Source organism: Serratia marcescens (assembly GCF_001902635.1).
GTDB lineage: Bacteria > Pseudomonadota > Gammaproteobacteria > Enterobacterales > Enterobacteriaceae > Serratia > Serratia marcescens_F.
Genome location: NZ_MJAO01000041.1, coordinates 1 through 24394 on the forward strand (window position 1 = coordinate 1; position 24394 = coordinate 24394).

Genomic DNA, 24394 nt, shown 5'->3' on the forward strand with positions numbered 1-24394 from the left:
TGCGGGGCCCTTTTTATTTACGCCGCATACACCGCATCGCGGATCTGCTGCGGATAGCGGCCGCACATGCCTTCGAACGCGGTGTTGGTCAATATCACCACGCTCAGCGCCGCCTCGGGATCGAAGAACCAGCTGTGGCCGTAAACACCGCCCCAGCTCAGCGTGCCCGCATGTTGCGGCGTTTCCGCCGCTTCTGCGTCCACCAGCAGCGCGCCGCCGAAGCCGAATCCCCAGCCCGGCCCTTGCGTCTGCGCCTGTGCGTCGACGTGCGGGCTACGCAGCAACGCCACCGTGTCCGGCTGCAGGATGCCCTGCCCGCCGCTGCGCAACGCCTCCACCAGCCGCAGCACATCGTCGGCATCGCCGACCATGCCCGCACCGCCGGAAGGATAAGCATCGGCGTTGAGCGCGCGCGCCGGTGAAAATACCACGTCAGTCCCCATGCCCTCAGGCAGCGCCACCCGCGCACCTTCCGGCATGCGCTGCGGCCCCTGTGGCGTATTGTAGTAAGGCGTCGCCAGGTGCGCAGCGTCCGTCGCATGGAACGCGGTATTGCCCAGCCCCAGCGGCTGCGCCACCCATTCGGTGAATAGCTGCGGCAGCGACATGCCCGTCACCCGCTCCAGCACGGCGCCGAGCACGTCGATCGCCAGCGAATAGTTGAAGCGCTCCCCCGGTTCCGACAGCAACGGCGCCTGCGCCAACAGCCGCAGATTTTGCTCCAGCGTCAGCGTCGACTGCTCCACGCCATCCTGGATCCCCAACTGAGCGTACACGCCCGTCGGCGGTTGATTCAGCCGATAGTCCAGCCCGGCGGTATGGCTCAGCAAATGACGGATTTTGATCGCCGGCCGACGACCGTCGGCGAGCGCCGGGGTAAACCACGGCAGCCAATCGCTGACCACAGCGTCCAGGCTCAGTTTGCCCCGTTCAATCAGGCGTAGCGCCGCCAGCGTGGTGTAAGGTTTGGAGACCGACGACAGCCGAAACTGCGTTTCCCGCCGCATCGGCCGCCGCGCTTCGCGATCGGCATACCCGGCCGCCCCGGCGTAGACTATTTCACCCTGCCGGGCCACCAGCACCACGCTGCCCACGATGCGGCCTTCGTCCATCGCCTGGTGATCGATCGCAGCGATCCGTTCTGTTAACGCCTGTTGTTCTGCCCACATGATTTTTGCTCTTTGATGGAAAGTACAGTCAGTCTAGAACGTTCGTCGTAAAATAAAATAAGGCATAATTTAATGAATCATTAAGCACAGGTTAGCAATCTATGAGTTCACTCCTGCAACTGCTGCCCTATTTCGAAGCCGTCGCACGTCTGGGCAACTTCACCCGCGCGGCCAACCAGCTGGGCGTCACGCCGCCGGCGGTATCGCAAAATATTCAGGCGCTGGAAAATCAGCTGGGAGTGCGGCTATTCCACCGCACCAGCCGCTCGGTTCGCCTCAGCGACGAGGGCCTGCTGTTTTATCAGAAGGTGTCACCGGCCATGAGCCAGATCGACGTGGCGGCGGACGACGTGCGCACCCTGGGCGCTCAGCCGGCAGGTCTGCTGCGCATTACGCTGCCGCAGCTGGCCGCTTCGCTGCTGGTGATGCCGCACCTGGCCGAATTTCAACGGCGCTATCCTGGGGTGCAGTTGGAGCTGTTTACCGAAGACCGTTTTTCCGATCTGGTGCTGGGCAGCTTCGACGCCGGCATTCGCATGCACGCCATGCTGCAAAAGGACATGATCGCCGTGCCGATCGACAACGGTCAACGCCGGGTGCTGGTCGCCTCGCCCGACTATCTGGCGCGCTGCGGCGCACCGGCCACGCCTGACGATCTGCCGGCTCACCACTGCCTGCGCTACCGTTTCCCCGGCAGCGGCAAACTGGAACCCTGGTATTTCAGCCAGGACGGCGGCGAGCGCGCGCTGGACGTCGGCGGCGGTTTGATTTTTAACGAGGATCGGTTGATTAAAGACGCGACGTTGGCGGGCATGGGCATCGCGCAACGTTTTCAGGGCACGGTGTTGCAGGAACTGGCACAGGGCCAACTGGTGGAAATGTTGTCGGAGTACGCCAGCGAAACGTCGGGATTTTTCATCTACTTTCCCGCCGGCAGGCACCTGCCGCTCAAGCTGCGCGCCTTTATCGATTTCATGCGCGAACGGCGTGAACAACAGCATCGGTGGTAGGGGCGCCCCACCGGCGCCCCTGGCCGTCAGCGTTTGTCCAGCGCCTGTACGATGCGGTAAGCCGCCTCGACACGGTCGTCGTTCGGGAACCACTTGTTGGCCAGCATCACCACGGCGATGTTTTTCGCCGGGATAAACACCGCATAGGTGGAGAAGCCGCCTGTGGAGCCGGTTTTGTTATACCAACCGGCGCGCAATTCCGGCTGCGGCGGCGTGATGGCGGTGGCCGGCGTGCCGTTCGTGATCATCCCGGCGTTGTTGCCTTCGATCAAACGCGACAGTTTCACCGGATACGGGTAGTTCTCCCACATCAGATCCTGCGTGAACGCGCCCGCCTTGTAATAACCGACATGCGTCGCGGCCAGCGCATCACGCCACGGCTGCGCGACCTTCACCTGCTGCAGGTTGGCGTCCAGGTAGCGAATCAGATCGCGGGCGTTGGATTTGATGCCGTAAGACTCGGCGTCCAGCGGGCCGGGATTGACCCGCACCGGCTTATCGTCCTTGCTGTAACCCTGGGCATAGTTGGCCATCTGCGCCGCCGGCACCTGAACGTAGGTGTGGCTCATGCCCAACGCCGGCAGCATCTCCTGTTCCATGGCATGGATAAACGGCTGGTCGAGGCTCTTGGCGGCGATCATGCCCAGCATGCCGATGCCGAGGTTGGAATAGACGCGGTAGCTACCCGCCGGGTGTTTCGGCTGCCAGGCCCGGTAGTAGGCCATCAGCTGGGCGTTGTTGGTCACCTCGTCCGGCACGAACAGCGGCAGGCCGGAGGTGTGGGTCGCCAGATTCAGCAGGCTGACGCCGTCGAAGGCGCTGCCGCGCAGTTCGGGCAGGTAGCGGCTGGCCGGATCGTTGAATGACAGCTTGCCCTGCTGCTGCGCATAGACCGCCAGCGTCGCAGTGAAGGTTTTGCTTAATGAGCCCACTTCAAACAGCGTCTGCTCGGTGATCGGTTTGCCGGTCTGCTTCGAGGCAACGCCATACGGGTAAATCTGCTGTTTACCCTCCACCGACACGGCGATCGCCATGCCCGGCACGCCGTATTTTTTCATCAGCGGCTGAATAACGGCGTCGATATCCTGTTGCTGTGCGGCGTGCGCGGCCGGCAGGATCAGTGCGGCGATCAGCGCGGCCGCCAGGCGATTCATTTTTGTCATGATAGAAACTCTTCGGTTGCAGGGCATCGGCCGCGGCCAAAAGATTTTATTGGCATTATGCACGGCGCTTTCCCTGATTGATGATGTCATTCCTTTACGGTTTCCGCCACTCTCGCAGCAGCTGCGCCAAATATCGTTTTTTGCCGCCGGGTTGACAAGCGATAATAATTTCAGCCAGCATAAAGAAAAATTTATGGCTATCAACAATGCGTAACCGACTTCCCCTCAACGCCCTGCGGGCGTTCGAATCCTCCGCCCGCCACCTGAACTTCACCCGCGCCGGCCTGGAGCTGCGCGTCACCCAGGCCGCCGTCAGCCAACAGGTGCGCATGCTGGAAGAACAGCTGGGCATTCAGCTGTTCCGCCGCCTGCCGCGCGGCCTGGACCTGACCGAAGAGGGTCAGGCGCTGCTGCCGGTGCTGAGCGATGCCTTCGACCGCATCGAAGCGGTGCTGCAGCAGTTCGAAGGCGGGCATTTCCACGAGGTGCTGACGGTGGCGGTGGTCGGCACCTTCGCCGTCGGCTGGCTGATACCGCGACTGGCGGCGTTCCGTGCAGCGCACCCGTTCATCGATCTGCGGGTGCTAACCCACAACAACCTGGTCAATCTGTCGGCCGACGGCATGGATTTCGCCATCCGTTTCGGCGAAGGGCTATGGCCCACCACCCGCAATATCAAGCTGTTCGACGCGCCGCTGACGGTGCTCTGCCCGCCGGCGGTCGCCGCGCGCCTGCGCACGCCGCAGGATCTGCAGCATGAGCTGCTGATGCGCACCTACCGCAAGGATGAATGGGAGCGTTGGTTCACCGCGGCGCAGGTAACGCCGTGGCGGATCAACGGCCCGGTGTTCGACTCGTCAAGGCTGATGGTGGAAGGCGCGATCCAGTGCGACGGCGTGGCGCTGGCGCCGGTCAGCATGTTCCGCCGCGAACTGGCCGGCGGCGCGCTGCAGCGGCCGTTCGCCGCCGAGGCCGCGCTCGGCGCCTATTGGCTGACCCACTTGAAATCACGGGATCTGACGCCGGCGATGAAAACCTTTATCGGCTGGATCCGCCGGGAGGCGGAAGAGGAACAGCGGCGGGGCTAGGCGGAACCGCGCCGGATCAACGTCGGCGGCAGAATGACATTCTGCGCCGGCAGGTCGGCGTCATTGATGCGCTGCAGCAGGCGCGCGGCGGCGCTGCGCCCCACTTCCCGCGCCGAACTGGAGACGAAAGTCAGCGGCGGCTCGGTCAGCTCGGCCTCCGGCACGTCGCCGAAGCCGATCAGCGCCACCTGTTGGCCGTAGTAGGCGTCGATCCCATCCGAGCCAATACTGCGGCCGCTGCGCGTCAGGCCAAAATAAGCGCCGAGCGCCACCGACGCCTTGTGGCAGACGATGGCGGTAATATTCGGGTATTGACGCAGCAGTTGCTCCGCCGCTTCCGCCGCCTGGCGCTGCCGGCAATCGCACTCGACGATCCACTCGCTGCGAAACGGCAGGCCGTATTGCAACAGCGTGGCGCAAAAGCCGCCCAACCGCTCGGCGCGCGTCAATGAGTCGCTCTGGCCGCCGAGGTAGGCGATTTGGCTGTGGCCGCGTGAGATCAGGAATTCGGTGGCCAACTTGGCGGCCTGCATGTTGTCCGGCCGCACCACGTCCACCCCATCGAGACCGCTGGAGCGCGCCACGCACACCAGCGGCACGCCCTGCTCGGCCGCCTTTTCCTTCAGACCTGCCGCCGCGCGAATGCCACCCGCCAGCACGATGCCGTCGACGCCCTGCGCCAGCAGCGCATCAAACGCGCGCTGCAACCCCTGGCCGTCGCGCCCGCTCTGCGTCAAAAACAGCAGCTTGTCGTGCGTCTCCAGCGCTTCGCTCAGCCCGGCGGTCATTTCGGCATAGAAGGGTTCGCAAATGTCGCGCAGGATCAGGCCGATCACCCCGGACTCACCGCCGCGCAGCGTCGCCGCCTGGCGATTGCGCACGTAGCCCAGCTGCTCTATCGCCTGATTGACCTTCTCGACGGTGGTCGGCGAAATGCGCCCCTTGCCGCTCAACACCAGGGAAACCGTGGTGACCGAAACGCCCGCCTGCTGCGCCACATCGGTGATGGTGATCTTTTTGATGCTCATAGTCTCTGCGAACCCGTTCCTGGGCAACCCGCGCCGTGATGAGCAAGGGTATACCGAATCCGTTAGCTCAGTAAAACGTTTTACTGCCTGCCGCATTGTCGCCAAAAACTGGGCGGCAGATTTGTGATTGGCGGCGCATTTTTGCTAGGTAAAACGTTTTATCTTCTTTTTACCTAATCGGGAACCCCCTTTTTGCTCGTCTTTTCGCCAGGAGAAGTCGGTTATGTCCGCAACCAACAAACAAAAAATCACCCTCTGGGAGTTCTTCCAGAGCCTGGGTAAAACCTTCATGTTGCCCGTCGCCTTGCTCTCTTTCTGCGGCATCATGCTGGGGATCGGCAGCTCGCTGAGCAGCCGCGACGTGATCACGCTGATGCCGTTTATCGGCCACCCGATCTTCCAGCTGATCTTCACTTGGATGAGCAAGATCGGTTCTTTCGCCTTCAGTTTCCTGCCGGTGATGTTCGCCATCGCTATCCCGCTGGGCATGGCGCGCGAGAACAAGGGCGTCGCCGCCTTCTCCGGCTTCGTCGGCTTCGCCGTGCTGAATCTGGGCACCAATTTCTACCTGACCGCCGCCGGCGTGCTGCCCACCAGCGATCCGCTGGTGCTGAAAGCCAACAACATCCAGAACATTCTCGGTATTCAGTCGATCGATACCGGTATCCTCGGCGCGGTGATCGTCGGCATCATCGTCTACCGCCTGCATGAACGCTTCCACACCATCCGCCTGCCGGACGCGCTGGCGTTCTTCGGCGGCACGCGCTTCGTGCCGATCGTCACCACCGTGGTACTGGGCCTGTGCGGCCTGGTGATCCCGCTGATCTGGCCGTGGTTCGCCGCCGGTATCACCGGGCTGGGCTGGGTGATCAACAGCGCCGGCGCCTTTGGGCCGATGCTGTTCGGCACCGGCGAACGCTTGCTGCTGCCGTTCGGCCTGCAGCACATTCTGGTGGCGTTGATCCGCTTTACCGAAGCGGGCGGTACGATGGAGGTGTGCGGCCACAGCGTCAGCGGTGCCCTGACCATTTTCCAGGCGCAGCTCTCCTGCCCAACCACCACCGGCTTCGCCGAAAGCGCCACCCGCTTCCTGTCGCAGGGGAAAATGCCGGCGTTCCTCGGCGGCCTGCCAGGCGCGGCGCTGGCGATGTACCACTGCGCCAAACCGGAGAATCGCCATAAAATTAAAGGGCTGCTGATCTCCGGCGTGGTGGCCTGCGTGGTCGGCGGCACCACCGAGCCGATCGAGTTCCTGTTCTTGTTCGTCGCGCCGTTCCTCTATCTGATCCACGCACTGCTCACCGGGTTGGGCTTTACCGTGATGGCGCTGCTGGGCGTGACCATCGGCAACACCGACGGCAATATCATCGACTTCGTGGTGTTCGGCATTCTGCACGGCACCGCCACCAAGTGGTATCTGGTGCCGGTGGTGGCCGCCGTCTGGTTCGTCGGCTATTACGCCATTTTCCGCTTCGCCATCCAGCGCTTTAACATCAAAACGCCGGGCCGCGAGACCGACGGCGCCGTCAGCCAAAGCGCGCCTGGTGGCGCGGTGGGCAAATCCGGCTACAACGCGCCGGCGATTTTGGCGGCGCTCGGCGGCCCAGACAACATCGTCACGCTGGACAACTGCATCACCCGCCTGCGCCTGTCGGTCAACGACATGAGCCAGGTGGACGACGCCGCGCTGAAGGCCAACCGCGCCATCGGCGTGGTGCATCTCAACGAACATAATCTGCAGGTGGTGATCGGCCCGCAGGTGCAATCGGTGAAGGATGAATTAGACTCACTGATAGCCACGGCGCAACCTGCCGCGGCGCTGCAGGGAGCCACCCATGTTTGATTTCGCCACCCCAATCGACCGCCACGGCACCTGGTGCACCCAGTGGGACTACATCGCCGATCGTTTCGGCAGCGCCGATCTGCTGCCGTTTACCATCTCCGACATGGATTTCGCCACCGCACCGTGCATTCTCGAAGCGCTGCAACAGCGCCTGCAGCACGGCGTGCTGGGTTACAGCCGCTGGCAGCACGAGGATTTTCTCGGCGCACTGCGGCACTGGTATCAGCAACGTTTCAACGCCGCCATCGACACCGCGACGGCGGTGTACGGCCCTTCGGTGATCTACATGGCGGCGCAGCTGATCCGCCAGTGGTCCGCGCCGGGAGACTACGTGGTGACTCATACCCCGGCCTATGACGCCTTCTATAAGGTGATCCTCGCCAACCAGCGCCAGCTGTTGGCCTGCCCGCTGCACAAAGCCAGCGACGACTGGCGCTGTGATATGGCGCATCTCGAAGCGCTGCTGGCGCGGCCGCAGACCAAGATCCTGCTGCTGTGCAGCCCGCACAACCCTACCGGCAAGGTGTGGCGCCGCGAAGAGCTGCAGCAAATGGCCGAGCTGTGCGAACGCCACGACGTGCGCGTGATCAGCGATGAGATCCACATGGACATGGTATGGGGGGAGCATCGCCATACGCCGTGGAGCCAGGTGGCGACCGGTGCCTGGGCATTGCTGACCTCCGGCTCCAAGAGTTTCAACATTCCGGCGCTGACCGGCGCCTACGGTTTTATCAGCGACGACGCCAGCCGCGAGGCCTATTTTCAGCAGCTGAAAGCCCGCGACGGCCTATCCTCGCCGGCGGTGCTGGCGGTGGCGGCGCACGTGGCCGCCTATCGTCACGGCGAACCCTGGCTGGATGCCCTGCGCGACTATCTGCAGGATAATCTGACCTACGTCGCCGAACGGCTGGAGCAGGCGTTTCCCGCGCTGGGCTGGCGCCCGCCGCAGGCCACCTATCTGGCCTGGATCGATCTAAGGCGGCTGGCCGTTGACGATCGCACATTGCAGCAGGTGCTGATCGAGCGGGAAAAGGTGGCGATCATGCCGGGCTTTACCTACGGTGAGGAGGGCCGCGGTTTCCTGCGCCTCAACGTCGGCTGCCCGCGCAGCAAGCTGGAAGCCGGCATGGACAAGCTGATCGCCGGACTGAGGTTCGTCCTCGACCAACAATGACTTGAGGGGGCGAGCCTGCACCCGCCCCACCGCCATTACGCCTGAACGAGCGGGATATCCTCCAGACGGTGATAGACCGCCAACCCCCACTCGTTGGCCAGCCGCACGTCGTTATCTGCCCCCGCCGACGCCCCTTCGATGCGATACACCGCCTGACACTGCGCAATCAGCCGATGGGCCACCGGGTAGAGAAACGCCTCGCTCACCGCATCGCCCACCTGAGTGGAACCCGCCGCCGCCGCCAACGGCAGCGCCAGCCATTCGCCGATCACCGGCACGTGCCCCCGCTGGTAGACCGCCAGCGCCGCCTGCTCCAGGCGCGCCAGATTGGCGGCGATGCGCTGCGGATCGCCATCGGTGCCGCTGCGATAGGGGCCGGCGATCAAGATTTGTTGAGCTTTCATCGACTTTCCTCCATCGTCCGGTTCAAGGCGACAAACTGCAGCAGCATGATGGTCTTGGCGTCCACGATCGTGCCCTGGCGAACCGCCTGCAGGGCTTGCGCCAGCGGCAGCTCGATCACCTCCAGATCTTCGCCCTCCGCCGCCACCCCGCCGCCCTCGTTGATGCGGTCGCCCGCCTGATACTCACCGACGAAAAAGTGCAGCTTCTCGGTGACCGAGCCTGGGCTCATATAAGCTTCGAACACTTTCTCCACGTTCTGCACGAAATAGCCGGTTTCCTCTTCCGCTTCGGCGCGGATGCGCGCCTCCGGCGACGCGTTGTCGAGCAACCCGGCGGCGGCCTCAATCAACATGCCGTCGTGGCCATTGACGAATACCGGAAAGCGGAACTGGCGCGTCAGGATCACCGTTTGCGCCTGCCGGTTGAACAGCAAAATCACCGCACCATCACCGCGATCGTAGGTCTCACGGCTCTGTCGCTGCCAAACGCCGTCGCGCCGCAGAAAGTCAAAGGTGGTTTTTTTCAGCAGGTACCAGTCATCGGACAACACCTGGGTTTCGACAATGCGAACCCGATCTTTGGTAGCTATCATCGGTTTACTCCGCCATAGGAAGGAAATTGATACTATCGTGCAGTTTCGTGTATGATCAAGATATTTCGTGCAAACAAAATTTGAGAGGAAGGCGCCATGTTGACCAGCCAGCGCAAGAAGATCATCCTGGAAAAACTGGCCCGGGACGGCCAGGTCTTGGCTAAACAGCTCAGCGAGATGTTCGGGCTGTCGGAAGATACTGTCCGGCGCGATCTGCGCGAACTGGACGCAGAAGGTTTGCTGCAGCGGGTGCACGGCGGCGCCCTGCCGGTTTCCTCCGCCATCGCCAGCTTCGCCGAACGCAACCAGCTGGAATCCGGTGCCAAACGCGCCATCGCCAAAGCGGCGGCGGCGATGATCGCCCCCGGACAGGTGGTGATCGTCGACGGCGGCACCACCTCCGCAGAGCTGGTCAAGCAGCTGCCGCCCAACCTGAACGCCACCATCGTCACCCACAGCCCCAGCGTCGCCGTGGGTCTGGTCGATCACCCCACGGTCGAGGTGATCCTGATCGGCGGCCGGCTGTACAAGCATTCGATCGTCAGCGTCGGCGCCGCCGCGGTGGAGGCGATGTCGCACATTCGCGCCGATATCTATTTTATGGGCGTGACCGGGGTGCATCCCACTGCGGGGCTGAGCACCGGCGATCTGGAAGAAGCCTATATCAAGCGCGCGCTGGCGGCCCGCGCGGCGGAAACCGTGGTGCTGGCCTCCGCCGCCAAGCTTAACGCCGCATCGCAGTATGCGATCGGTGACATTACGCTGGCGCATACCATCATCGTTGAACGCGCCACCGACGACGCATTGATCGCACCGTTGCAGCAGGCGGGCGTCAGCGTGTTGAAAGCCTGATTCACGACGATAATGCGATACACCTCGCATTATTTGTGATGAAAGTCACTTTTTTATGCAACGAGATGGCAAGTTTCATTCATTTGTTTTTATACTGTTCTGCACTTTACCTACGATAAATTAGCGAGTGCCCAGCATGATCGATCCCCGCCTACCGCTTACCGACATTCACCGCCATCTCGACGGCAATATCCGCGCACAGACCATTCTCGACCTCGGTCGCCAGTTCAATCTCGCCCTGCCGGCCAACGATTTGGAGAGCCTGCGCCCGCACGTGCAGATCACCCATGCCGAACCGGATCTGGTCAGTTTCCTGCAGAAACTGGACTGGGGTGTGGCGGTGCTGGGCGATCTGGACGCCTGTCGCCGGGTGGCCTACGAAAACGTCGAGGACGCCGCCAACGCCGGCCTGCACTACGCCGAGCTGCGTTTTTCCCCTTACTACATGGCGATGAAGCACCAGCTGCCGGTCGCCGGCGTGGTGGAAGCGGTGATCGACGGGATCCGTTCAGGCTGCCGCGATCGCGACATCGACATTCGCCTGATCGGCATCATGAGCCGCACCTTTGGCGAAGCCGCCTGCCTACAGGAGCTGGAAGGGTTGCTGGCACACCGCGAGGGCATTACCGCGCTGGATTTGGCGGGCGATGAGCTGGGCTTCCCCGGTAGCCTGTTCCTCAACCACTTCAACCGCGCGCGCGACGCCGGTCTGCGTATCACCGTGCACGCGGGCGAAGCCGCCGGCCCGGAAAGCATCTGGCAGGCGATCCGCGAGTTGGGCGCCGAGCGTATCGGCCACGGGGTGAAAGCGGTCGAAGATCCGGCGCTGATGGACTTCCTGGCGGAACACGGCATCGGCATCGAGTCCTGCCTGACCTCCAATATCCAGACCAGCACCGTGCCTTCGCTGGCACAGCATCCGTTGGCCACCTTCCTGCGCCACGGCGTGCTGGCGTCGATCAACACCGACGATCCGGCGGTTCAGGGCATCGAGATCGAGCACGAATACCGCGTCGCTGCGCCGCAGGCCGGGCTGACGCCGGAGGAAATCCGCACCGCGCAGGAAAACGGCCTGAAAATGGCCTTCCTCAGCGAGCAGGGAAAACAGGCGCTGCGCGCCAAAGTCCGGGGTTAATTCTCTTGATGGGCGCGGTCACGCGCCCATCGTCATTTGGACGCCAGTGCCTCGGCCTCTGCCCGCTGTTTGGCGGTTTTACGCGCATAGCGCTGCGCCAGCACCGCGCACACCATCAGCTGCACCTGGTGGAAAATCATCAGCGGCAACACCATGGCGCCCACCGCTGCGGCCGGGAACAGCACGTTGGCCATCGGAATACCGTTCGCCAGGCTCTTTTTCGAACCGCAGAACACAATGGTGATCTCATCAGCGGTATTAAAGCCCAGCCAACGCGCCGCATAGGTGTTGATCACCAGCACCACCGCCAGCAGCACCAGCGACATCACCAGAATGGTCAGCAGCGACCAGCCGTCGATGCGGTGCCAAATGCCTTCCACCACCGCCGCGCTGAACGCGGTGTACACCACCAGCAGGATCGACGAGCGATCGGTGAGGTTGATCAGTTTGCGATGGCGATCGACCCATTTGCCGATCAGCGGCCGCGCCAGGTGGCCAACCACGAACGGTACCATCAGTTGCAAAATGATCGAACCGATGGCGTGCACTACGTCGGTATCGCCGCCCTGGGTATGCATCAACGCCCCCACCAACAGCGGCGACAGGAATACGCCGAGGATGCTCGATGCCGAAGCGCTGCAGATCGCCGCCGCCACGTTGCCGCCCGCCGCCGAGGTAAAGGCGATGGCCGATTGCACCGTGGCCGGCAGTGCGCACAGGTAGAGGAAGCCGAGATAGACCGTCGGCGTCATGATGCCCGGCACCAGCAGGTTCATCGCCAGCCCGAGCAACGGGAACAGCGCAAAGGTGCTGAGGAACACCAGCAGATGCAGCTTCCAGTGGCTCATGCCGGCAACGATCGCCTCGCGCGACAGCTTGGCGCCGTGCATAAAGAACAGCAGTGCGATAGCGGCGGTGGTCAGATGGTCAAAGAAGGTTTTCCAGATGCCTTCGCAGGGGAACAGCGAGGCGACGATCACCACCACAATCAATACCAGCAAAAATTTATCAATGCGCAAACGCTGCAACCAGGACATTAAACGGATTTCCTTGCACGAAAAGTCGTAAAAAGGCCCTACGTTGCGCCGGGCCGCAGATAAGCATGAAGGGTCAGACCACCGGCAGCGCCTGCTGCAATCGGGCCGACTCCAATCCCAGTTCGATCAGCGCCATCACCTCGATGGCGTCGCCGGCCGGCACCGGGTTTTCGCCAATACCGGCGATCGCGTCGCGCACCGCGGCGTAATAGGCCGGGTAGTTGCCGGGAATATTCAGCAACGGCTGCTCCGCCAACAGATCACCGCGTGACAGCGTCACTACACCTTCACGCATGTCATAGCCCCAGTCGGCCTGCGGCAAACGCTCGCCGGCCTTCAGGCGGTCTTCTTGCGGATCGAGACCATATTTGACATAGCTGCCGCGGGTGCCGTGCACCACATAACGCGGGCTCTCTGCCGCCGCCAGCATGCTGGCGTGCAGCACCACGCGGCGATCGCCATAGCGCAGCAGCACGTGGAAATAATCCACCGCCTGCGCCCCTGGCCGCAGTTCGCCCAGATCGACGAACAGCCGTTCCGGCTTGCCGAAGAGTTGCAGCGCCTGGTCGAGCAGATGCGGCCCCAAATCGTACCAGAGGCCGCTGCCGACACCGCCCTGTTCGCGCCAACGCTGGCGTACCTGCGGCCGGTAGCGATCGAAATGCGACTCGAAATACACCACCTCACCCAGCGCGCCGTCGTTCAACAGCGTTTTGAGGGTGAGGAAATCGCTGTCCCAGCGGCGGTTATGGAACACCGACAGCAGCAAACCGCTCTGCTGAGCCTGCTGTTGCAGCGCCTTTGCTTGTGACAATGTCACGGTGAACGGTTTATCCACCACCACGTGCTTGCCGGCGGCCAGCGCCTGTTGTGCCAGCGGAAAGTGGGTATCGTTGGGAGTGGGAATGACAATCAGATCGAGGGTCGGATCGGCGAACAGCGCCTGCGCATCGCCGGCCACCGTCATCGACGGCCAGTCGGCGCGTACCTTGCCGGCATCGCTGCTGGAGACGGCGGCCAGTTCCAACCCCGGCGTACCGGCGATCAGCGGCGCATGAAAGGTTTTGCCGGCGTAGCCGTAACCGACCAGCCCGACACGAATTTTCTCAGCCATGGGATTTCCTCTTGCAGGCTCACGACAGACCCTTTCGATTTGACACCATGCGGCCTGGCGGAACAAGAAGTAAATGAGATGTTAACTCAAAGCGGGCTCGAAACGGCATCGGAGTAGCCAAACGTGCGGCCCGGGCACCGCGACGCCGCGCCATCCGGTTGATAAGGATGACGAAGCCGGTATTACCCGCTAAGCTATGCCGCCTGTGATCCCCGTTTCAATCAGGAAGCCGTTTTATGTCTCAAGCTGAATACTCCCGTATCGGCGGTTGGTTGCTGGCCCCGATGGCCTATCTGATCGTCACCCTGCTCAGCGCCAGCCTGATGCTGCTCCTGTACGCCATGGCGATCTTCATGCCCGAATCGCGCGACTACCTGCTGACCAACGCCCAGGCGTTTACCCTGCAGTGGTACTTCTCGGTGCTGACCACGCTCTTGATGTGGTGTTTCACCCTGTGGCTGCTGTGGCTGTTTTGCCAGCGTTCTCAGCGCTTCCCCAAGCTGTTCTTGCTGTGGCTGCTGATCACGGTGATCCTGGCGGTGAAAGCCTTCGCCTTCGCGCCGGTGCCGGATGAAGTGGCGGTGCGCAGCCTCGGCTGGCCGCTGCTGATGGCGGCGTTGCTGGTGCCTTACATCAAGCGCTCACAGCGGGTCAAAGGGACCTTTACCGAACGTTAAGGGCGGTTGCAGCACGTTTTATTGGGTTTTTGTGTAAATTTTCACCAAAAAAGGCAATACCCCTGCTATTCATATGTTGTCGTCCGGCCGCCGATTCCCGATAATAGGCGGCTTTTATTTTTTTAGGCATCGCAATGACCGAATACCTGCTCCTGTTTGTCGGCACCGTACTGGTGAACAACTTCGTTCTGGTGAAGTTTCTTGGCCTGTGCCCGTTCCTCGGCGTTTCCAAGAAGCTGGAAAGCGCCATCGGCATGGGAATGGCCACCACCTTCGTCATGACGCTGGCCTCCGTCAGTGCCTGGGTGATCAACACCTTTATTCTGGTTCCGCTGGATCTGGTGTATCTGCGCACCCTCTCCTTCATTCTGGTGATCGCCGTGGTGGTGCAGTTCACCGAGATGGTGGTGCGCAAGACCAGCCCGGCGCTCTATCGCCTGCTGGGCATCTTCTTGCCGCTGATCACCACCAACTGCGCGGTGCTCGGCGTTGCGTTGCTTAACGTCAACCTCGGCTATAACTTCCTGCAGTCCGCCGTTTACGGCTTCAGCGCCGCCGCCGGCTTCTCGCTGGTGATGGTGCTGTTCGCCGCCATCCGCGAGCGCCTGGCCGTCGCCGACGTGCCGGCGCCGTTCCGCGGCTCCTCGATCGCGCTGATCACCGCCGGGCTGATGTCGCTGGCCTTTATGGGCTTTACCGGGCTGGTGAAATTCTAATGAACGCGTTGTGGATAGCTATCGCGGCCCTGAGCGCACTCGGGCTGCTGTTCGGACTGGTGTTGGGCTACGCCGCGCGCCGTTTTGAGGTGGAGGAGGATCCGGTCGCCGAGCAGGTCGACGCGATCCTGCCGCAGAGCCAGTGCGGCCAGTGCGGCTACCCCGGTTGCCGCCCCTACGCCGAGGCGGTGGCCAACGGCGAGATGATCAATAAATGTGCGCCGGGCGGTGAGCAGGTGATGCTGAAACTGGCGGAACTGCTCAACGTCGAACCGCAGCCGCTGGGCAGCGAAGCCGCCGCCGAGCCGGAGCGTAAAGTGGCCTATATCGACGAGGCCAACTGCATCGGCTGCACCAAATGCATCCAGGCCTGCCCGGTGGACGCCATCGTCGGCGCCACCCGCGCCATGCACACCGTCATTACCGACCTCTGCACCGGCTGCGACCTGTGCGTCGCCCCTTGCCCTACCGACTGTATTGAAATGAGACCGGTCGCCACCACCACCGCCAACTGGAAGTGGGACATGAAGACGATCCCGGTGCAAGTGATCCACGTGGAGCAACATGCTTAATCTGTTCGCCGCCTTTAAAAAAGACCGGATCTGGGATTTCGACGGCGGGATCCATCCACCGGAAATGAAGACCCAGTCCAGCGGCGCGCCGCTGCGTGTCGCCCCCCTGCCCAAGACCTTTATCATTCCGCTGCAACAGCATCTGGGGCCGGAAGGCGAACTCTGCGTCACTCCCGGCGATCGGGTGCTGAAAGGCCAACCGCTGACCGTCGGCCGCGGCCGCACCGTGCCGGTGCACGCCCCCACGTCGGGCACCGTCAGCGCCATCACGCCGCACATCACCGCTCACCCTTCCGGGCTGACGGAACTGTGCGTGATTATCGAGGCGGACGGCGAAGACCGCTGGTGCGAACGCGATCCGGTGGCGGACTACCGCCAAGCGCCGGCGGCGGAGCTGATTCAGCGCATTCATCAGGCCGGCATCGCCGGTCTGGGTGGCGCCGGTTTCCCGACCGCCAGCAAACTGCAGGGCGGCATGAGCGGCGTGGAAACGCTGATCCTCAACGCCGCCGAATGCGAGCCTTACATCACCGCCGACGATCGCCTGATGCAGGAACATGCCGACCAGATCATCGAAGGCACGCAAATCCTGCAGCATATTCTGCAACCCAAAGTCACGATGATCGGCATCGAAGACAACAAGCCGGAGGCGATTGCGGCGCTGAAACAGGCCCTGCGCGGCCAGTCCAGCATTGCGCTGCGCGTCATCCCGACCAAATATCCGTCCGGCGGCGCCAAGCAGCTGACCAAAATCCTGACCGGCAAGGAAGTGCCGCACGGCAAGCACTCCTCCGCCATCGGCGTGCTGATGCAGAACGTCGGTACCGCCTTCGCCATCAAACGGGCGATCGTCGACGGCGAACCGCTGATTGAGCGCGTGGTCACCCTGACCGGCGAGGCGATCGAGCGCCCGGGCAACCTGTGGGCGCGTATCGGCACGCCGGTGCAGCATCTGCTCGATGTCGTCGGTTTCCGCCCGCAGACACAGCAGATGGTGGTCATGGGTGGCCCGTTGATGGGCTTCACCCTGCCCGCGTTGAACGTGCCTATCGTCAAGATCAGCAACTGTATTCTGGCGCCGACGGTCGATGAAATGACGCCACAAGAGCCGGAGCAGTCCTGCATTCGCTGCGGCCTGTGCGTCGACGCTTGCCCTGCCGGGCTACTGCCGCAGCAGCTGTATTGGTTCAGCCGTGGGCAGGAGCACGACAAGGCGCGCAACCATAATCTGTTCGACTGCATCGAATGCGGCGCCTGCGCGTTCGTCTGCCCCAGCAATATTCCGTTGGTGCAGTACTATCGCCAGGAAAAGGCCGAGATCAAGGCTATCGATTTGGAAGCGGCGCGCACCGCCGAAGCCAAGGCCCGTTACGAAGCCAAGTTGGCCCGCCTGGAGCGTGAAAAACTGGCGCGCGAAGAGCGACACAAAAAGGCCGCCGTCAAACTGACCGACGACGATCACGGTGCGGTACAGGCCGCGCTGGCGCGCGTGCGCAGCAAGAACGCCGAAGCGGCAGTCACGCCGGTCGATGGCCAGCAGCCCGATAACAGCGAGATGATCGCCGCCCGCGAAGCGCGCAAAGCGCAGGCGCGCGAACGCCGCGCCCAGTTGGCAGCCGAGGCGGAAGAAGCATCACCGACAGTCTCCGGCGACGACGCGCGCAAAACCGCCGTGGCCGCCGCGCTGGCCCGCGTGAAAGCGCGCAAGGAAGCACCTGCCGCTGAAAGCACCGCTGCGGCTGAGGACGATCCGCGCAAGGCAGCGGTCGCTGCCGCTCTGGCGCGCGTAAAGGCCAAAAAAGCAGAGCAGCAGGCGGACGCCCCTGCACCAACGGAGCCACCTCCAGCCGCCGTCGAAGAAGATCCGCGCAAGGCGGCGGTCGCTGCCGCTCTGGCGCGTGTAAAGGCCAAGAAAGCGGCGCAGCAGGCAGACGCCCCTGCACCAACGGAACCGCCTCCAGCCGCCGTCGAAGAAGATCCGCGCAAGGCGGCGGTAGCGGCGGCTATCGCTCGCGCCAAAGCCAAGAAAGCGGCGCAGCAGGCGGACGCCCCTGCACCAACGGAACCGCCTCCAGCAGCAACCGTCGAAGAAGATCCGCGCAAGGCAGCGGTAGCGGCGGCTATCGCCCGCGCCAAAGCCAAGAAAGCGGCGCAGCAGGCGGACGCCCCTGCACCAACGGAACCGCCTCCAGCAGCGGCCGTCGAAGAAGATCCGCGCAAGGCGGCGGTGGCGGCGGCTATCGCCCGCGCCAAAGCCAAGAAAGCCGCCAGAGAATCGCTGGCGGCCGAAACGGTAGACAAATGATAGACAGCGGCGCCTGGCCTACGCCGGGCGCCGCTTAATCGATAGAGATCAGGTAGGTATAATCCACCTCAATTTGGCGCAGTTTAGATTCCGGATTCCACTCTTTGGTTTGAATGATCTCCATTTCCATACTGCCACGCACCTCATCCTTCAGCCCCGGCATCACATGCGACATCAGGTAACCGAAAAACTGCAGACACTCTTTCGCCGTGCCCTTATGGTTGATGGAGATAAACTCGCGGCTCGGCAGATGGATGGTGTCTATCTGATGATTGGAAAGAATATCCTTTTTATGTTCGGGATCTACCGCCATCACCAGCGTAGATGACAGCTCGTCGCCTTCCCCGGCGTGGGGTGAATAGATACTGTAAATTCGCCGGCAGTCGACGTGCAGCCCCTTGAAGAAGTCGTTGAAAATCTCGTCTTTCATCGCCATGCAGGAAGAGTACTCCAGCTCCTGTTCAGAGGCGAAATCCAGCCGGCGCGAGAGGCCGAACAACTGCATGTCAGGCAGCGTCAGCCGCTTCACTTCCGGATAATAGCCGGCGCCGTAGCTGGCTTCAAAGTTAAAGCGCGGCATCAAATTTTTCACGTCCCAGTGCTCCATCGAGCGGTAGCGATTGGGGGTGGTGCCGAAGCGCTGCTTGAACATGCGGGTAAAGGTCTGCTGCGAATCGAAGCCCAGCTCATCGGAGATGTCGATGATGGAACGACGGGTGATGCGCAGCGCCACCGCGGCGCGCGTCAGGATGCGCGAACGGATGTAGGTGGCGAGTTGAATGCCGGTAATACGCTTGAATTTACGCTGCAGATGCCACTTGGAATAGCCGGAAATGCGCGCAACTTCATCCAGGTTTGGCCGTTTCTCCAGATGTATCTCTACCCACTCAATTAGCTCTTCAATAAAAAAAATGTCTTCATTTGTCATTATTATGGATTCACTAACTCAATAATGTTCGCGATAGTAACCTACACGGATTATGTGAAAGTTGTTATTTTGTGCGGAAAATCGGAGGAAAATCATATCTCATTCATATGGTTATCCCATTTTTCGCGGTCGATGGCGGCGCAAGTTCCACTGACAATTCCTCACGTTAGCCCATTTTCCGGCCAAAAAAAATCAAATCGCATCGCCCCGATACCGCGAATGCGAAAAGCTGAATACCCCTATGATTAAGGCGTATTACCCTCACGCCGAATCAGGTAGAATGCTCGGCTATCATTTTTGCCGCGCCTTCAGAACGGCGCATCGAAACTGCCGCAGGCGCGGCGCAGAAGGTATCGTTACTCTATGAAGTTCAGGCCGGTATCACCCACAGCCGCCAAAGGCTTACACATCGCCAGCTCGCCGTTCACCCACAACCAGCAAAGCACCAGCCGCATCATGCTGTGGGTCATGTTGGCGTGCATTCCCGGCATCGCGGCACAGATTTGGTTCTTCGGCTACGGCGTATTGATTCAGGTGGCGCTGGCGGCGATCGTCGCGCTGGCCGCGGAAGGCGCGATCCTCAAGCTGCGCAAGCTGCCGGTGCGCAGCCGGCTGGCGGATAACTCCGCCCTGCTGACCGCGCTGCTGCTCGGCATCAGCCTGCCGCCGCTGGCCCCGTGGTGGATGATCGTCATCGGCACCTTCTTCGCCATCGTTATCGCCAAGCAGTTGTACGGCGGCCTCGGGCAAAACCCATTCAACCCGGCGATGGTCGGTTACGTGGTGTTGCTGATCTCCTTCCCGGTACAGATGACCAGCTGGCTGCCGCCGGATGAGCTGCGCGCCACCGCGCTGTCGTTCCATGACACGCTGCTGGCCATTTTCAGCGGCCATACCGCGCAGGGCGCGACGCTGCACGAACTGCAGATGGGCGTGGACGGCATCAGCCAAGCCACGCCGCTCGATGGTTTCAAAACCGGCCTGCGCAGCGGGCACAGCGTAGAACAGGTGTTGCAGCAACCGCTGTTCGGCGGCGCGCTGGCCGGTATCGGCTGGCAGTGGGTCAACCTCGGCTTCCTCGCCGGCGGCCTGTTTATGCTGGCGCGCCGTCTCATCCATTGGCAGATCCCGTTCAGCATGTTGGCCGCCATCGCGTTCTGTTCCGGTCTGGCCTGGTGGATCGATCCGGCGCATCAGGCTTCGCCGCTGATCCATCTGTTCTCCGGCGCCAGCATGCTGGGTGCGTTCTTTATCGCCACCGATCCGGTCAGCGCCTCCACCACACCGAAGGGCCGTTTGATCTACGGCGCGCTGATCGGCGTGCTGGTCTGGCTGATCCGCGTCTATGGCGGCTATCCCGACGGCGTGGCCTTCGCCGTGCTGTTGGCCAATATCACCGTCCCGTTAATCGACCACTACACGCAGCCACGCGTGTATGGCCATCGCTAAGGAGCCGCCATGCTGAATTCCATGAGAAAGCACGGCACCACGCTGGCGGTGTTCGCGGCGGTCACCACCGGCCTGACCGCCGTCGTCTATACCCTGACGAAAAGCACCATCGCCCATCAGGCGGCGCTGCAGCAAAAAGCGCTGCTCGATCAGGTGGTGCCGCCGGAAAACTACGACAACATCATGCAGAATGAATGTTTCCTGGTCAGCGATCCGGCGCTGGGCGACAGCGCGCCGCACCGCTTGTATCTGGCGCGCAAAAACGGGCAGCCGACCGCCGCCGCGCTGGAAACCACCGCCCCGGACGGCTACTCCGGTGCCATCAAGCTGCTGGTCGGCGCCGACTTCAGCGGCACGGTACTCGGCACCCGGGTGATTGAACACCACGAAACGCCTGGGCTGGGGGATAAGATCGAGCTGCGCATTTCCAACTGGATTTCTTTCTTCAGCGGCAAGAAAATCGAAGGCCCGGACGATAAGCGTTGGGCGGTGAAGAAAGACGGCGGTATGTTCGACCAGTTCACCGGCGCCACCATCACCCCGCGTGCGGTGGTCAATGCGGTGCGCCGCACGGCGTTGTATATGGAAACGCTGCCGCCTAAACTTGAAAGCTTACCTGCGTGTGGAGCCGCCGAATGAGTGAAGCCAAAGAATTGATCGTCCAGGGGTTGTGGAAGAACAACTCCGCTCTGGTGCAGCTGCTGGGCATGTGCCCGCTGCTGGCGGTGACCTCCACCGTCACCAACGCGCTCGGCCTGGGGCTGGCCACCACCCTGGTTTTGGTCTTGACCAACGCCTCCATCTCCGCGGTGCGCCGCTGGGTGCCGAGCGAAGTGCGTATTCCAATCTATGTGATGATCATCGCCGCCGTGGTGAGCATCGTGCAGATGCTGATCAACGCCTATGCCTTTGGCCTGTACCAATCGCTCGGGATCTTTATTCCTTTGATCGTGACCAACTGCATCGTGGTGGGCCGCGCCGAAGCGGTGGCCGCGCGGAAACCGGTCGGCCTCTCGGCGCTGGACGGTCTGGCTATCGGCCTCGGCGCCACCGGCGTGATGGTAACGCTGGGCTCGATGCGCGAATTGCTGGGCAACGGCACGCTGTTCGACGGCGCCGATCAGCTGCTGGGCAGCTGGGCCAAATCGCTGCGCATCGAAGTGGTGCATTTCGACAGCCCATTCCTGCTGGCGATGCTGCCACCGGGTGCCTTTATCGGCCTGGGGCTGCTGCTGGCGGTCAAATACCTGATCGACGAAAAAATGAAGGCGCGCAAAGCCCGCGCCGTGGCGGCGGAGCCGCTGCTGGAACAAGGACGCGCAGAGAAGGCCTGATGAACAAACAGAAGCGATTGGAAATTCTGACCCGGCTGCGCGACAACAACCCGCACCCGACCACCGAGTTGATGTACACCACGCCGTTTGAGCTGCTGATCGCGGTGCTGCTGTCTGCGCAGGCCACCGACGTGAGCGTCAACAAGGCGACCGCCAAGCTTTACCCGGTCGCCAACACCCCCGCCGCCATGCTGGCGCTGGGGGTTGATGGCGTCAAGGAGTACATCAAGACCATCGGCCTGTTCAACAGCAAGGCCGAAAACGTGATCAAGACCTGCCGCATGCTGCTGGAGCTGCACGGCGGCGAAGTACCGGAAGACCGCGCCGCGCTGGAAGCGCTGCCGGGCGTCGGCCGCAAGACCGCCAACGTGGTGCTCAACACCGCCTTCGGTTGGGCGACCATTGCCGTGGACACCCATATCTTCCGCGTGTGTAACCGCACTCAGTTTGCGCCGGGCAAGAACGTCGATCAGGTGGAAGAGAAGCTGTTGAAGGTGGTACCCGCCGAATTCAAGGTCGATTGCCACCACTGGCTGATCCTGCACGGGCGTTACACCTGTATCGCGCGCAAACCGCGCTGCGGCTCCTGCATTATCGAAGATCTGTGCGAGTATAAAGAAAAGGTTTACCCGGAATCCTGAGTGTACCGGGCGCGACAAACCGCGCCCGCTTCTACCGCCTCCCCCCGTCAGCCCCTCTTTTTTATCGGAAATGTGATATTGCGCAGCAGTAACCCCGGCGTTATCGCGGTTTTCGGTGAAAAACCCAACGTCGCGTTATTTTCAAGCGAAAAATTAGTCGAAAATTGCGGTGAACGTCACGCTTTCAGGATCACAAGACGTTCACAAATGCCAGTGCCGTTTTCCTGAATTTCTATAATTTTACAAAATGCGCCATATACACAACATTCCAACGGATTAATAACCGTACATACACTGATGCGCTAAAAAATAGCAATTCAGCAGAATATATCCCTGTTTAAAATCCGTATAGCTTTTAATCAAAACAAAAAATTGGCAAATCATTAAAACCCGAAAGTTAATACTGCATAACATTTGCAACATCGCAGCATAATTCTGCCAGCGTTAAATGTAACCGAATATGACAAACTGCTTGCCACGTTGACAAAGATAGTGAACATTAACCGCCGTCCCCATCCTATAACAACGCAAAAGGATGCCGTTCCGCATCAACTTTTGTACTTTCCCGTCTTCCTAAGACGGGCTGCGAAAAAACAGAGGTACCAGTGTCAACAGCAAACAACCAACATCCGGAGAGCGTGAGTCTTAACGCTTTCAAACAACCGAAGGCGTTCTATCTGATCTTCTCGATCGAACTGTGGGAGCGTTTCGGCTACTACGGCCTGCAGGGCATCATGGCGGTCTATCTGGTCAAGATGCTCGGCCTGAGCGAAGCCGACTCCATCACCCTGTTCTCTTCCTTCAGCGCCCTGGTGTACGGCTTCGTCGCCATCGGTGGCTGGCTGGGCGACAAAGTGCTCGGCTCCAAGCGCGTGATCGTGCTCGGCGCGCTGGTGCTGGCTGCCGGTTACGCCATGGTGGCCTACTCCGGCCACGACATCTTCTGGGTCTACCTGGGCATGGCGACCATCGCCGTGGGCAGCGGCTTGTTCAAGGCCAACCCGTCTTCCCTGCTGTCCACCTGCTATGAGAAAGACGATCCGCGTCTCGACGGCGCCTTCACCATGTACTACATGTCGGTGAACATCGGTTCCTTCTTCTCCATGCTGGCGACACCGTGGCTGGCGGCGAAATACGGCTGGAGCGTGGCCTTCTCCCTGAGCGTGGTCGGCATGCTGATCACCCTGGTCAACTTTATGCTGTGCCAAAAATGGGTGAAGGAAAACGGTTCCAAACCTGACTTCAAACCGCTGCACCTGCCGAAGCTGCTGATGGTGCTGGTCGGCGTCGTGGCGCTGATCGCCGTTTCCAGCTGGCTGCTGCACAACCAGGTGATCGCCCGCTGGGCGCTGGCCTTCATCTCCGCCGGCATCGTACTGGTGTTCGCCAAAGAAACCTTCGCTCTGCACGGCGCCGCACGCCGCAAGATGATCGTCGCCTTCCTGCTGATGCTGGAAGCGGTGGTGTTCTTCGTGCTGTACAGCCAGATGCCGACCTCGCTGAACTTCTTCGCCATCCACAACGTGGAACACAACATCTTCGGCCTCGCCTTCGAGCCGGAACAGTACCAGGCGCTGAACCCGTTCTGGATCATGGTTGCCAGCCCGATTCTGGCCGCGCTGTATAACAAGATGGGCGATCGTCTGCCGATGCCGCACAAGTTCGCCTTCGGCATGATCCTCTGCTCCTGCGCCTTCCTGGTGCTACCTTGGGGCGCCAGCTTCGCCAACGAACAGGGTATCGTGTCGGTCAACTGGCTGATCCTGAGCTACGCGCTGCAGAGCATCGGTGAGCTGATGATTTCCGGTCTGGGCCTGGCGATGGTGGCACAGCTGGTGCCGCAGCGTCTGATGGGCTTCATCATGGGATCCTGGTTCCTGACCACCGCCGCCGCCGCGCTGATCGCCGGTAAAGTCGCCGGTATGACCGCTGTCCCAAGCGACATCAACGACGCACACGCTTCGCTGGCCATCTACAGCCACGTGTTTATGCAGATCGGCATCGCCACCGCCGTCATCGCCATCCTGATGATGCTGACCGCGCCGAAGCTGTACCGCATGACGCTGGACACCACCGAAGACGCCAATCAGAAAGCGCAGGAAGCCACCGCGGCTCACTGATCGCGAGCGAATTGCGCCTAAACAAAAACACCGGGGTTAACG

At 61.6% G+C, this 24394-nt stretch carries 24 protein-coding genes; 16 read left to right on the forward strand and 8 right to left on the reverse strand.

What is annotated here, in order from left to right; translation table 11 throughout:
- Positions 1-17: 17 nt before the first annotated feature.
- The gene (locus BHU62_RS23575; protein ID WP_073534795.1) at positions 18-1169 is read right to left on the reverse strand and encodes a serine hydrolase domain-containing protein; all 1152 of its coding nucleotides are present in this window, start codon (positions 1167-1169) and stop codon (positions 18-20) included.
- A 101-nt stretch (positions 1170-1270) separates the two neighbouring features.
- On the opposite strand from BHU62_RS23575, the gene BHU62_RS23580 reads away from it, so the two are divergent.
- A complete protein-coding gene (locus BHU62_RS23580) occupies positions 1271-2179 on the forward strand; it encodes a LysR family transcriptional regulator (protein ID WP_073534796.1) in 909 nt (302 codons plus the stop codon).
- Positions 2180-2205: 26 nt separating this feature from the next.
- Here BHU62_RS23580 and blaSRT read toward each other — a convergent pair whose 3' ends face one another.
- Positions 2206-3342, reverse strand: a complete 1137-nt coding sequence (gene blaSRT, locus BHU62_RS23585; RefSeq protein ID WP_073534797.1) for an SRT/SST family class C beta-lactamase — start codon at positions 3340-3342, stop codon at positions 2206-2208.
- Between blaSRT and BHU62_RS23590 the strand changes: the two genes are divergently transcribed.
- Entirely contained in the window at positions 3341-3556 is a 216-nt protein-coding gene (locus BHU62_RS23590; RefSeq protein WP_139282320.1) for a hypothetical protein, read from the forward strand. The two genes, blaSRT and BHU62_RS23590, sit on opposite strands and share 2 nt — an antisense overlap.
- Positions 3549-4430, forward strand: a complete 882-nt coding sequence (locus BHU62_RS23595) for a LysR family transcriptional regulator (protein ID WP_073534799.1) — start codon at positions 3549-3551, stop codon at positions 4428-4430. The genes BHU62_RS23590 and BHU62_RS23595 overlap by 8 nt, the downstream gene beginning before the upstream one ends.
- On the opposite strand, the gene BHU62_RS23600 is transcribed toward BHU62_RS23595, so the two are convergent.
- Positions 4427-5458 carry a Mal regulon transcriptional regulator MalI gene (locus BHU62_RS23600; RefSeq protein WP_073534800.1) on the reverse strand — a complete coding sequence of 344 codons (1032 nt, stop codon included), beginning with the start codon at positions 5456-5458 and terminating at the stop codon, positions 4427-4429. The two genes, BHU62_RS23595 and BHU62_RS23600, sit on opposite strands and share 4 nt — an antisense overlap.
- A gap of 223 nt (positions 5459-5681) precedes the next feature.
- Here BHU62_RS23600 and malX point away from each other — a divergent pair, with 223 nt between their 5' ends.
- Both malX and BHU62_RS23610 read left to right on the forward strand, forming a co-directional pair.
- The gene (malX, locus tag BHU62_RS23605; RefSeq protein WP_073534801.1) at positions 5682-7301 is read left to right on the forward strand and encodes a maltose/glucose-specific PTS transporter subunit IIBC; all 1620 of its coding nucleotides are present in this window, start codon (positions 5682-5684) and stop codon (positions 7299-7301) included.
- Positions 7294-8475 (forward strand): MalY/PatB family protein, encoded by a 1182-nt coding sequence (locus BHU62_RS23610; protein WP_073534802.1) that lies wholly within the window; start codon positions 7294-7296, stop codon positions 8473-8475. The genes malX and BHU62_RS23610 overlap by 8 nt, the downstream gene beginning before the upstream one ends.
- A gap of 35 nt (positions 8476-8510) precedes the next feature.
- Here BHU62_RS23610 and BHU62_RS23615 read toward each other — a convergent pair whose 3' ends face one another.
- Complete coding sequence (locus tag BHU62_RS23615; protein WP_073534803.1) at positions 8511-8879, reverse strand: NUDIX hydrolase; 369 nt, start codon at positions 8877-8879, stop codon at positions 8511-8513.
- Entirely contained in the window at positions 8876-9472 is a 597-nt protein-coding gene (locus BHU62_RS23620; RefSeq protein ID WP_073534804.1) for an NUDIX domain-containing protein, read from the reverse strand. The genes BHU62_RS23615 and BHU62_RS23620 overlap by 4 nt, the downstream gene beginning before the upstream one ends.
- A 96-nt stretch (positions 9473-9568) precedes the next feature.
- Here BHU62_RS23620 and BHU62_RS23625 point away from each other — a divergent pair, with 96 nt between their 5' ends.
- Both BHU62_RS23625 and add read left to right on the forward strand, forming a co-directional pair.
- On the forward strand, positions 9569-10324 hold the full coding sequence (locus BHU62_RS23625) for a DeoR/GlpR family DNA-binding transcription regulator (protein WP_073534805.1): 756 nt from the start codon (positions 9569-9571) through the stop codon (positions 10322-10324).
- Between the two features lie 136 nt (positions 10325-10460).
- Positions 10461-11459: an adenosine deaminase gene (add, locus tag BHU62_RS23630; RefSeq protein ID WP_073534806.1), complete on the forward strand. Its 999-nt coding sequence runs from the start codon at positions 10461-10463 to the stop codon at positions 11457-11459.
- Between the two features lie 32 nt (positions 11460-11491).
- Here the strand turns inward: add and BHU62_RS23635 are convergent, their stop codons facing one another.
- Positions 11492-12496, reverse strand: a complete 1005-nt coding sequence (locus BHU62_RS23635; RefSeq protein ID WP_073534807.1) for a bile acid:sodium symporter family protein — start codon at positions 12494-12496, stop codon at positions 11492-11494.
- A gap of 73 nt (positions 12497-12569) precedes the next feature.
- The gene (locus tag BHU62_RS23640; protein WP_073534808.1) at positions 12570-13610 is read right to left on the reverse strand and encodes an oxidoreductase; all 1041 of its coding nucleotides are present in this window, start codon (positions 13608-13610) and stop codon (positions 12570-12572) included.
- A gap of 236 nt (positions 13611-13846) precedes the next feature.
- Here BHU62_RS23640 and BHU62_RS23645 point away from each other — a divergent pair, with 236 nt between their 5' ends.
- From BHU62_RS23645 to rsxC, 4 genes are all read left to right on the forward strand, one after another.
- A complete protein-coding gene (locus BHU62_RS23645) occupies positions 13847-14287 on the forward strand; it encodes a DUF2569 domain-containing protein (protein WP_047567683.1) in 441 nt (146 codons plus the stop codon).
- A gap of 134 nt (positions 14288-14421) precedes the next feature.
- Complete coding sequence (gene rsxA, locus BHU62_RS23650) at positions 14422-15003, forward strand: electron transport complex subunit RsxA (protein ID WP_004938443.1); 582 nt, start codon at positions 14422-14424, stop codon at positions 15001-15003.
- The gene (gene rsxB / locus BHU62_RS23655; protein WP_073534809.1) at positions 15003-15575 is read left to right on the forward strand and encodes an electron transport complex subunit RsxB; all 573 of its coding nucleotides are present in this window, start codon (positions 15003-15005) and stop codon (positions 15573-15575) included. The genes rsxA and rsxB overlap by 1 nt, the downstream gene beginning before the upstream one ends.
- On the forward strand, positions 15568-17880 hold the full coding sequence (gene rsxC, locus BHU62_RS23660) for an electron transport complex subunit RsxC (protein ID WP_073534810.1): 2313 nt from the start codon (positions 15568-15570) through the stop codon (positions 17878-17880). The genes rsxB and rsxC overlap by 8 nt, the downstream gene beginning before the upstream one ends.
- Positions 17881-17914: 34 nt before the next feature.
- Here rsxC and BHU62_RS23665 read toward each other — a convergent pair whose 3' ends face one another.
- Positions 17915-18808: a helix-turn-helix domain-containing protein gene (locus BHU62_RS23665; RefSeq protein ID WP_073534811.1), complete on the reverse strand. Its 894-nt coding sequence runs from the start codon at positions 18806-18808 to the stop codon at positions 17915-17917.
- Positions 18809-19171: 363 nt separating this feature from the next.
- Between BHU62_RS23665 and rsxD the strand changes: the two genes are divergently transcribed.
- The 5 genes from rsxD (at position 19172) to dtpA (ending at position 24352) form a co-directional block, all read left to right on the forward strand.
- Entirely contained in the window at positions 19172-20257 is a 1086-nt protein-coding gene (rsxD, locus tag BHU62_RS23670; protein WP_073534812.1) for an electron transport complex subunit RsxD, read from the forward strand.
- Positions 20258-20266: 9 nt separating this feature from the next.
- Entirely contained in the window at positions 20267-20896 is a 630-nt protein-coding gene (rsxG, locus tag BHU62_RS23675) for an electron transport complex subunit RsxG (protein WP_073534813.1), read from the forward strand.
- Entirely contained in the window at positions 20893-21591 is a 699-nt protein-coding gene (locus BHU62_RS23680) for an electron transport complex subunit E (protein ID WP_073534814.1), read from the forward strand. Before rsxG ends, BHU62_RS23680 begins: the two co-directional genes overlap by 4 nt.
- The gene (nth, locus tag BHU62_RS23685) at positions 21591-22232 is read left to right on the forward strand and encodes an endonuclease III (RefSeq protein ID WP_073534815.1); all 642 of its coding nucleotides are present in this window, start codon (positions 21591-21593) and stop codon (positions 22230-22232) included. The genes BHU62_RS23680 and nth overlap by 1 nt, the downstream gene beginning before the upstream one ends.
- Before the next feature lie 605 nt (positions 22233-22837).
- Positions 22838-24352 carry a dipeptide/tripeptide permease DtpA gene (gene dtpA / locus BHU62_RS23690; protein WP_073534816.1) on the forward strand — a complete coding sequence of 505 codons (1515 nt, stop codon included), beginning with the start codon at positions 22838-22840 and terminating at the stop codon, positions 24350-24352.
- Positions 24353-24394: the final 42 nt, after the last annotated feature.

Coding starts and splice junctions, on each gene's coding strand:
- rsxD (WP_073534812.1), top strand. CDS start 19,172: ATGAAGTTCAGGCCGGTATCACCCACAGCCGCCAAAGGCTTACACATC.
- BHU62_RS23625 (WP_073534805.1), top strand. CDS start 9,569: ATGTTGACCAGCCAGCGCAAGAAGATCATCCTGGAAAAACTGGCCCGG.
- BHU62_RS23575 (WP_073534795.1), bottom strand. CDS start 1,169: ATGTGGGCAGAACAACAGGCGTTAACAGAACGGATCGCTGCGATCGAT.
- malX (WP_073534801.1), top strand. CDS start 5,682: ATGTCCGCAACCAACAAACAAAAAATCACCCTCTGGGAGTTCTTCCAG.
- BHU62_RS23595 (WP_073534799.1), top strand. CDS start 3,549: ATGCGTAACCGACTTCCCCTCAACGCCCTGCGGGCGTTCGAATCCTCC.
- BHU62_RS23640 (WP_073534808.1), bottom strand. CDS start 13,610: ATGGCTGAGAAAATTCGTGTCGGGCTGGTCGGTTACGGCTACGCCGGC.
- BHU62_RS23580 (WP_073534796.1), top strand. CDS start 1,271: ATGAGTTCACTCCTGCAACTGCTGCCCTATTTCGAAGCCGTCGCACGT.
- rsxC (WP_073534810.1), top strand. CDS start 15,568: ATGCTTAATCTGTTCGCCGCCTTTAAAAAAGACCGGATCTGGGATTTC.
- BHU62_RS23665 (WP_073534811.1), bottom strand. CDS start 18,808: ATGACAAATGAAGACATTTTTTTTATTGAAGAGCTAATTGAGTGGGTA.
- rsxB (WP_073534809.1), top strand. CDS start 15,003: ATGAACGCGTTGTGGATAGCTATCGCGGCCCTGAGCGCACTCGGGCTG.
- BHU62_RS23680 (WP_073534814.1), top strand. CDS start 20,893: ATGAGTGAAGCCAAAGAATTGATCGTCCAGGGGTTGTGGAAGAACAAC.
- rsxA (WP_004938443.1), top strand. CDS start 14,422: ATGACCGAATACCTGCTCCTGTTTGTCGGCACCGTACTGGTGAACAAC.
- BHU62_RS23600 (WP_073534800.1), bottom strand. CDS start 5,458: ATGAGCATCAAAAAGATCACCATCACCGATGTGGCGCAGCAGGCGGGC.
- BHU62_RS23635 (WP_073534807.1), bottom strand. CDS start 12,496: ATGTCCTGGTTGCAGCGTTTGCGCATTGATAAATTTTTGCTGGTATTG.
- BHU62_RS23610 (WP_073534802.1), top strand. CDS start 7,294: ATGTTTGATTTCGCCACCCCAATCGACCGCCACGGCACCTGGTGCACC.
- BHU62_RS23645 (WP_047567683.1), top strand. CDS start 13,847: ATGTCTCAAGCTGAATACTCCCGTATCGGCGGTTGGTTGCTGGCCCCG.
- nth (WP_073534815.1), top strand. CDS start 21,591: ATGAACAAACAGAAGCGATTGGAAATTCTGACCCGGCTGCGCGACAAC.
- blaSRT (WP_073534797.1), bottom strand. CDS start 3,342: ATGACAAAAATGAATCGCCTGGCGGCCGCGCTGATCGCCGCACTGATC.
- BHU62_RS23615 (WP_073534803.1), bottom strand. CDS start 8,879: ATGAAAGCTCAACAAATCTTGATCGCCGGCCCCTATCGCAGCGGCACC.
- BHU62_RS23620 (WP_073534804.1), bottom strand. CDS start 9,472: ATGATAGCTACCAAAGATCGGGTTCGCATTGTCGAAACCCAGGTGTTG.
- rsxG (WP_073534813.1), top strand. CDS start 20,267: ATGCTGAATTCCATGAGAAAGCACGGCACCACGCTGGCGGTGTTCGCG.
- add (WP_073534806.1), top strand. CDS start 10,461: ATGATCGATCCCCGCCTACCGCTTACCGACATTCACCGCCATCTCGAC.
- BHU62_RS23590 (WP_139282320.1), top strand. CDS start 3,341: ATGATAGAAACTCTTCGGTTGCAGGGCATCGGCCGCGGCCAAAAGATT.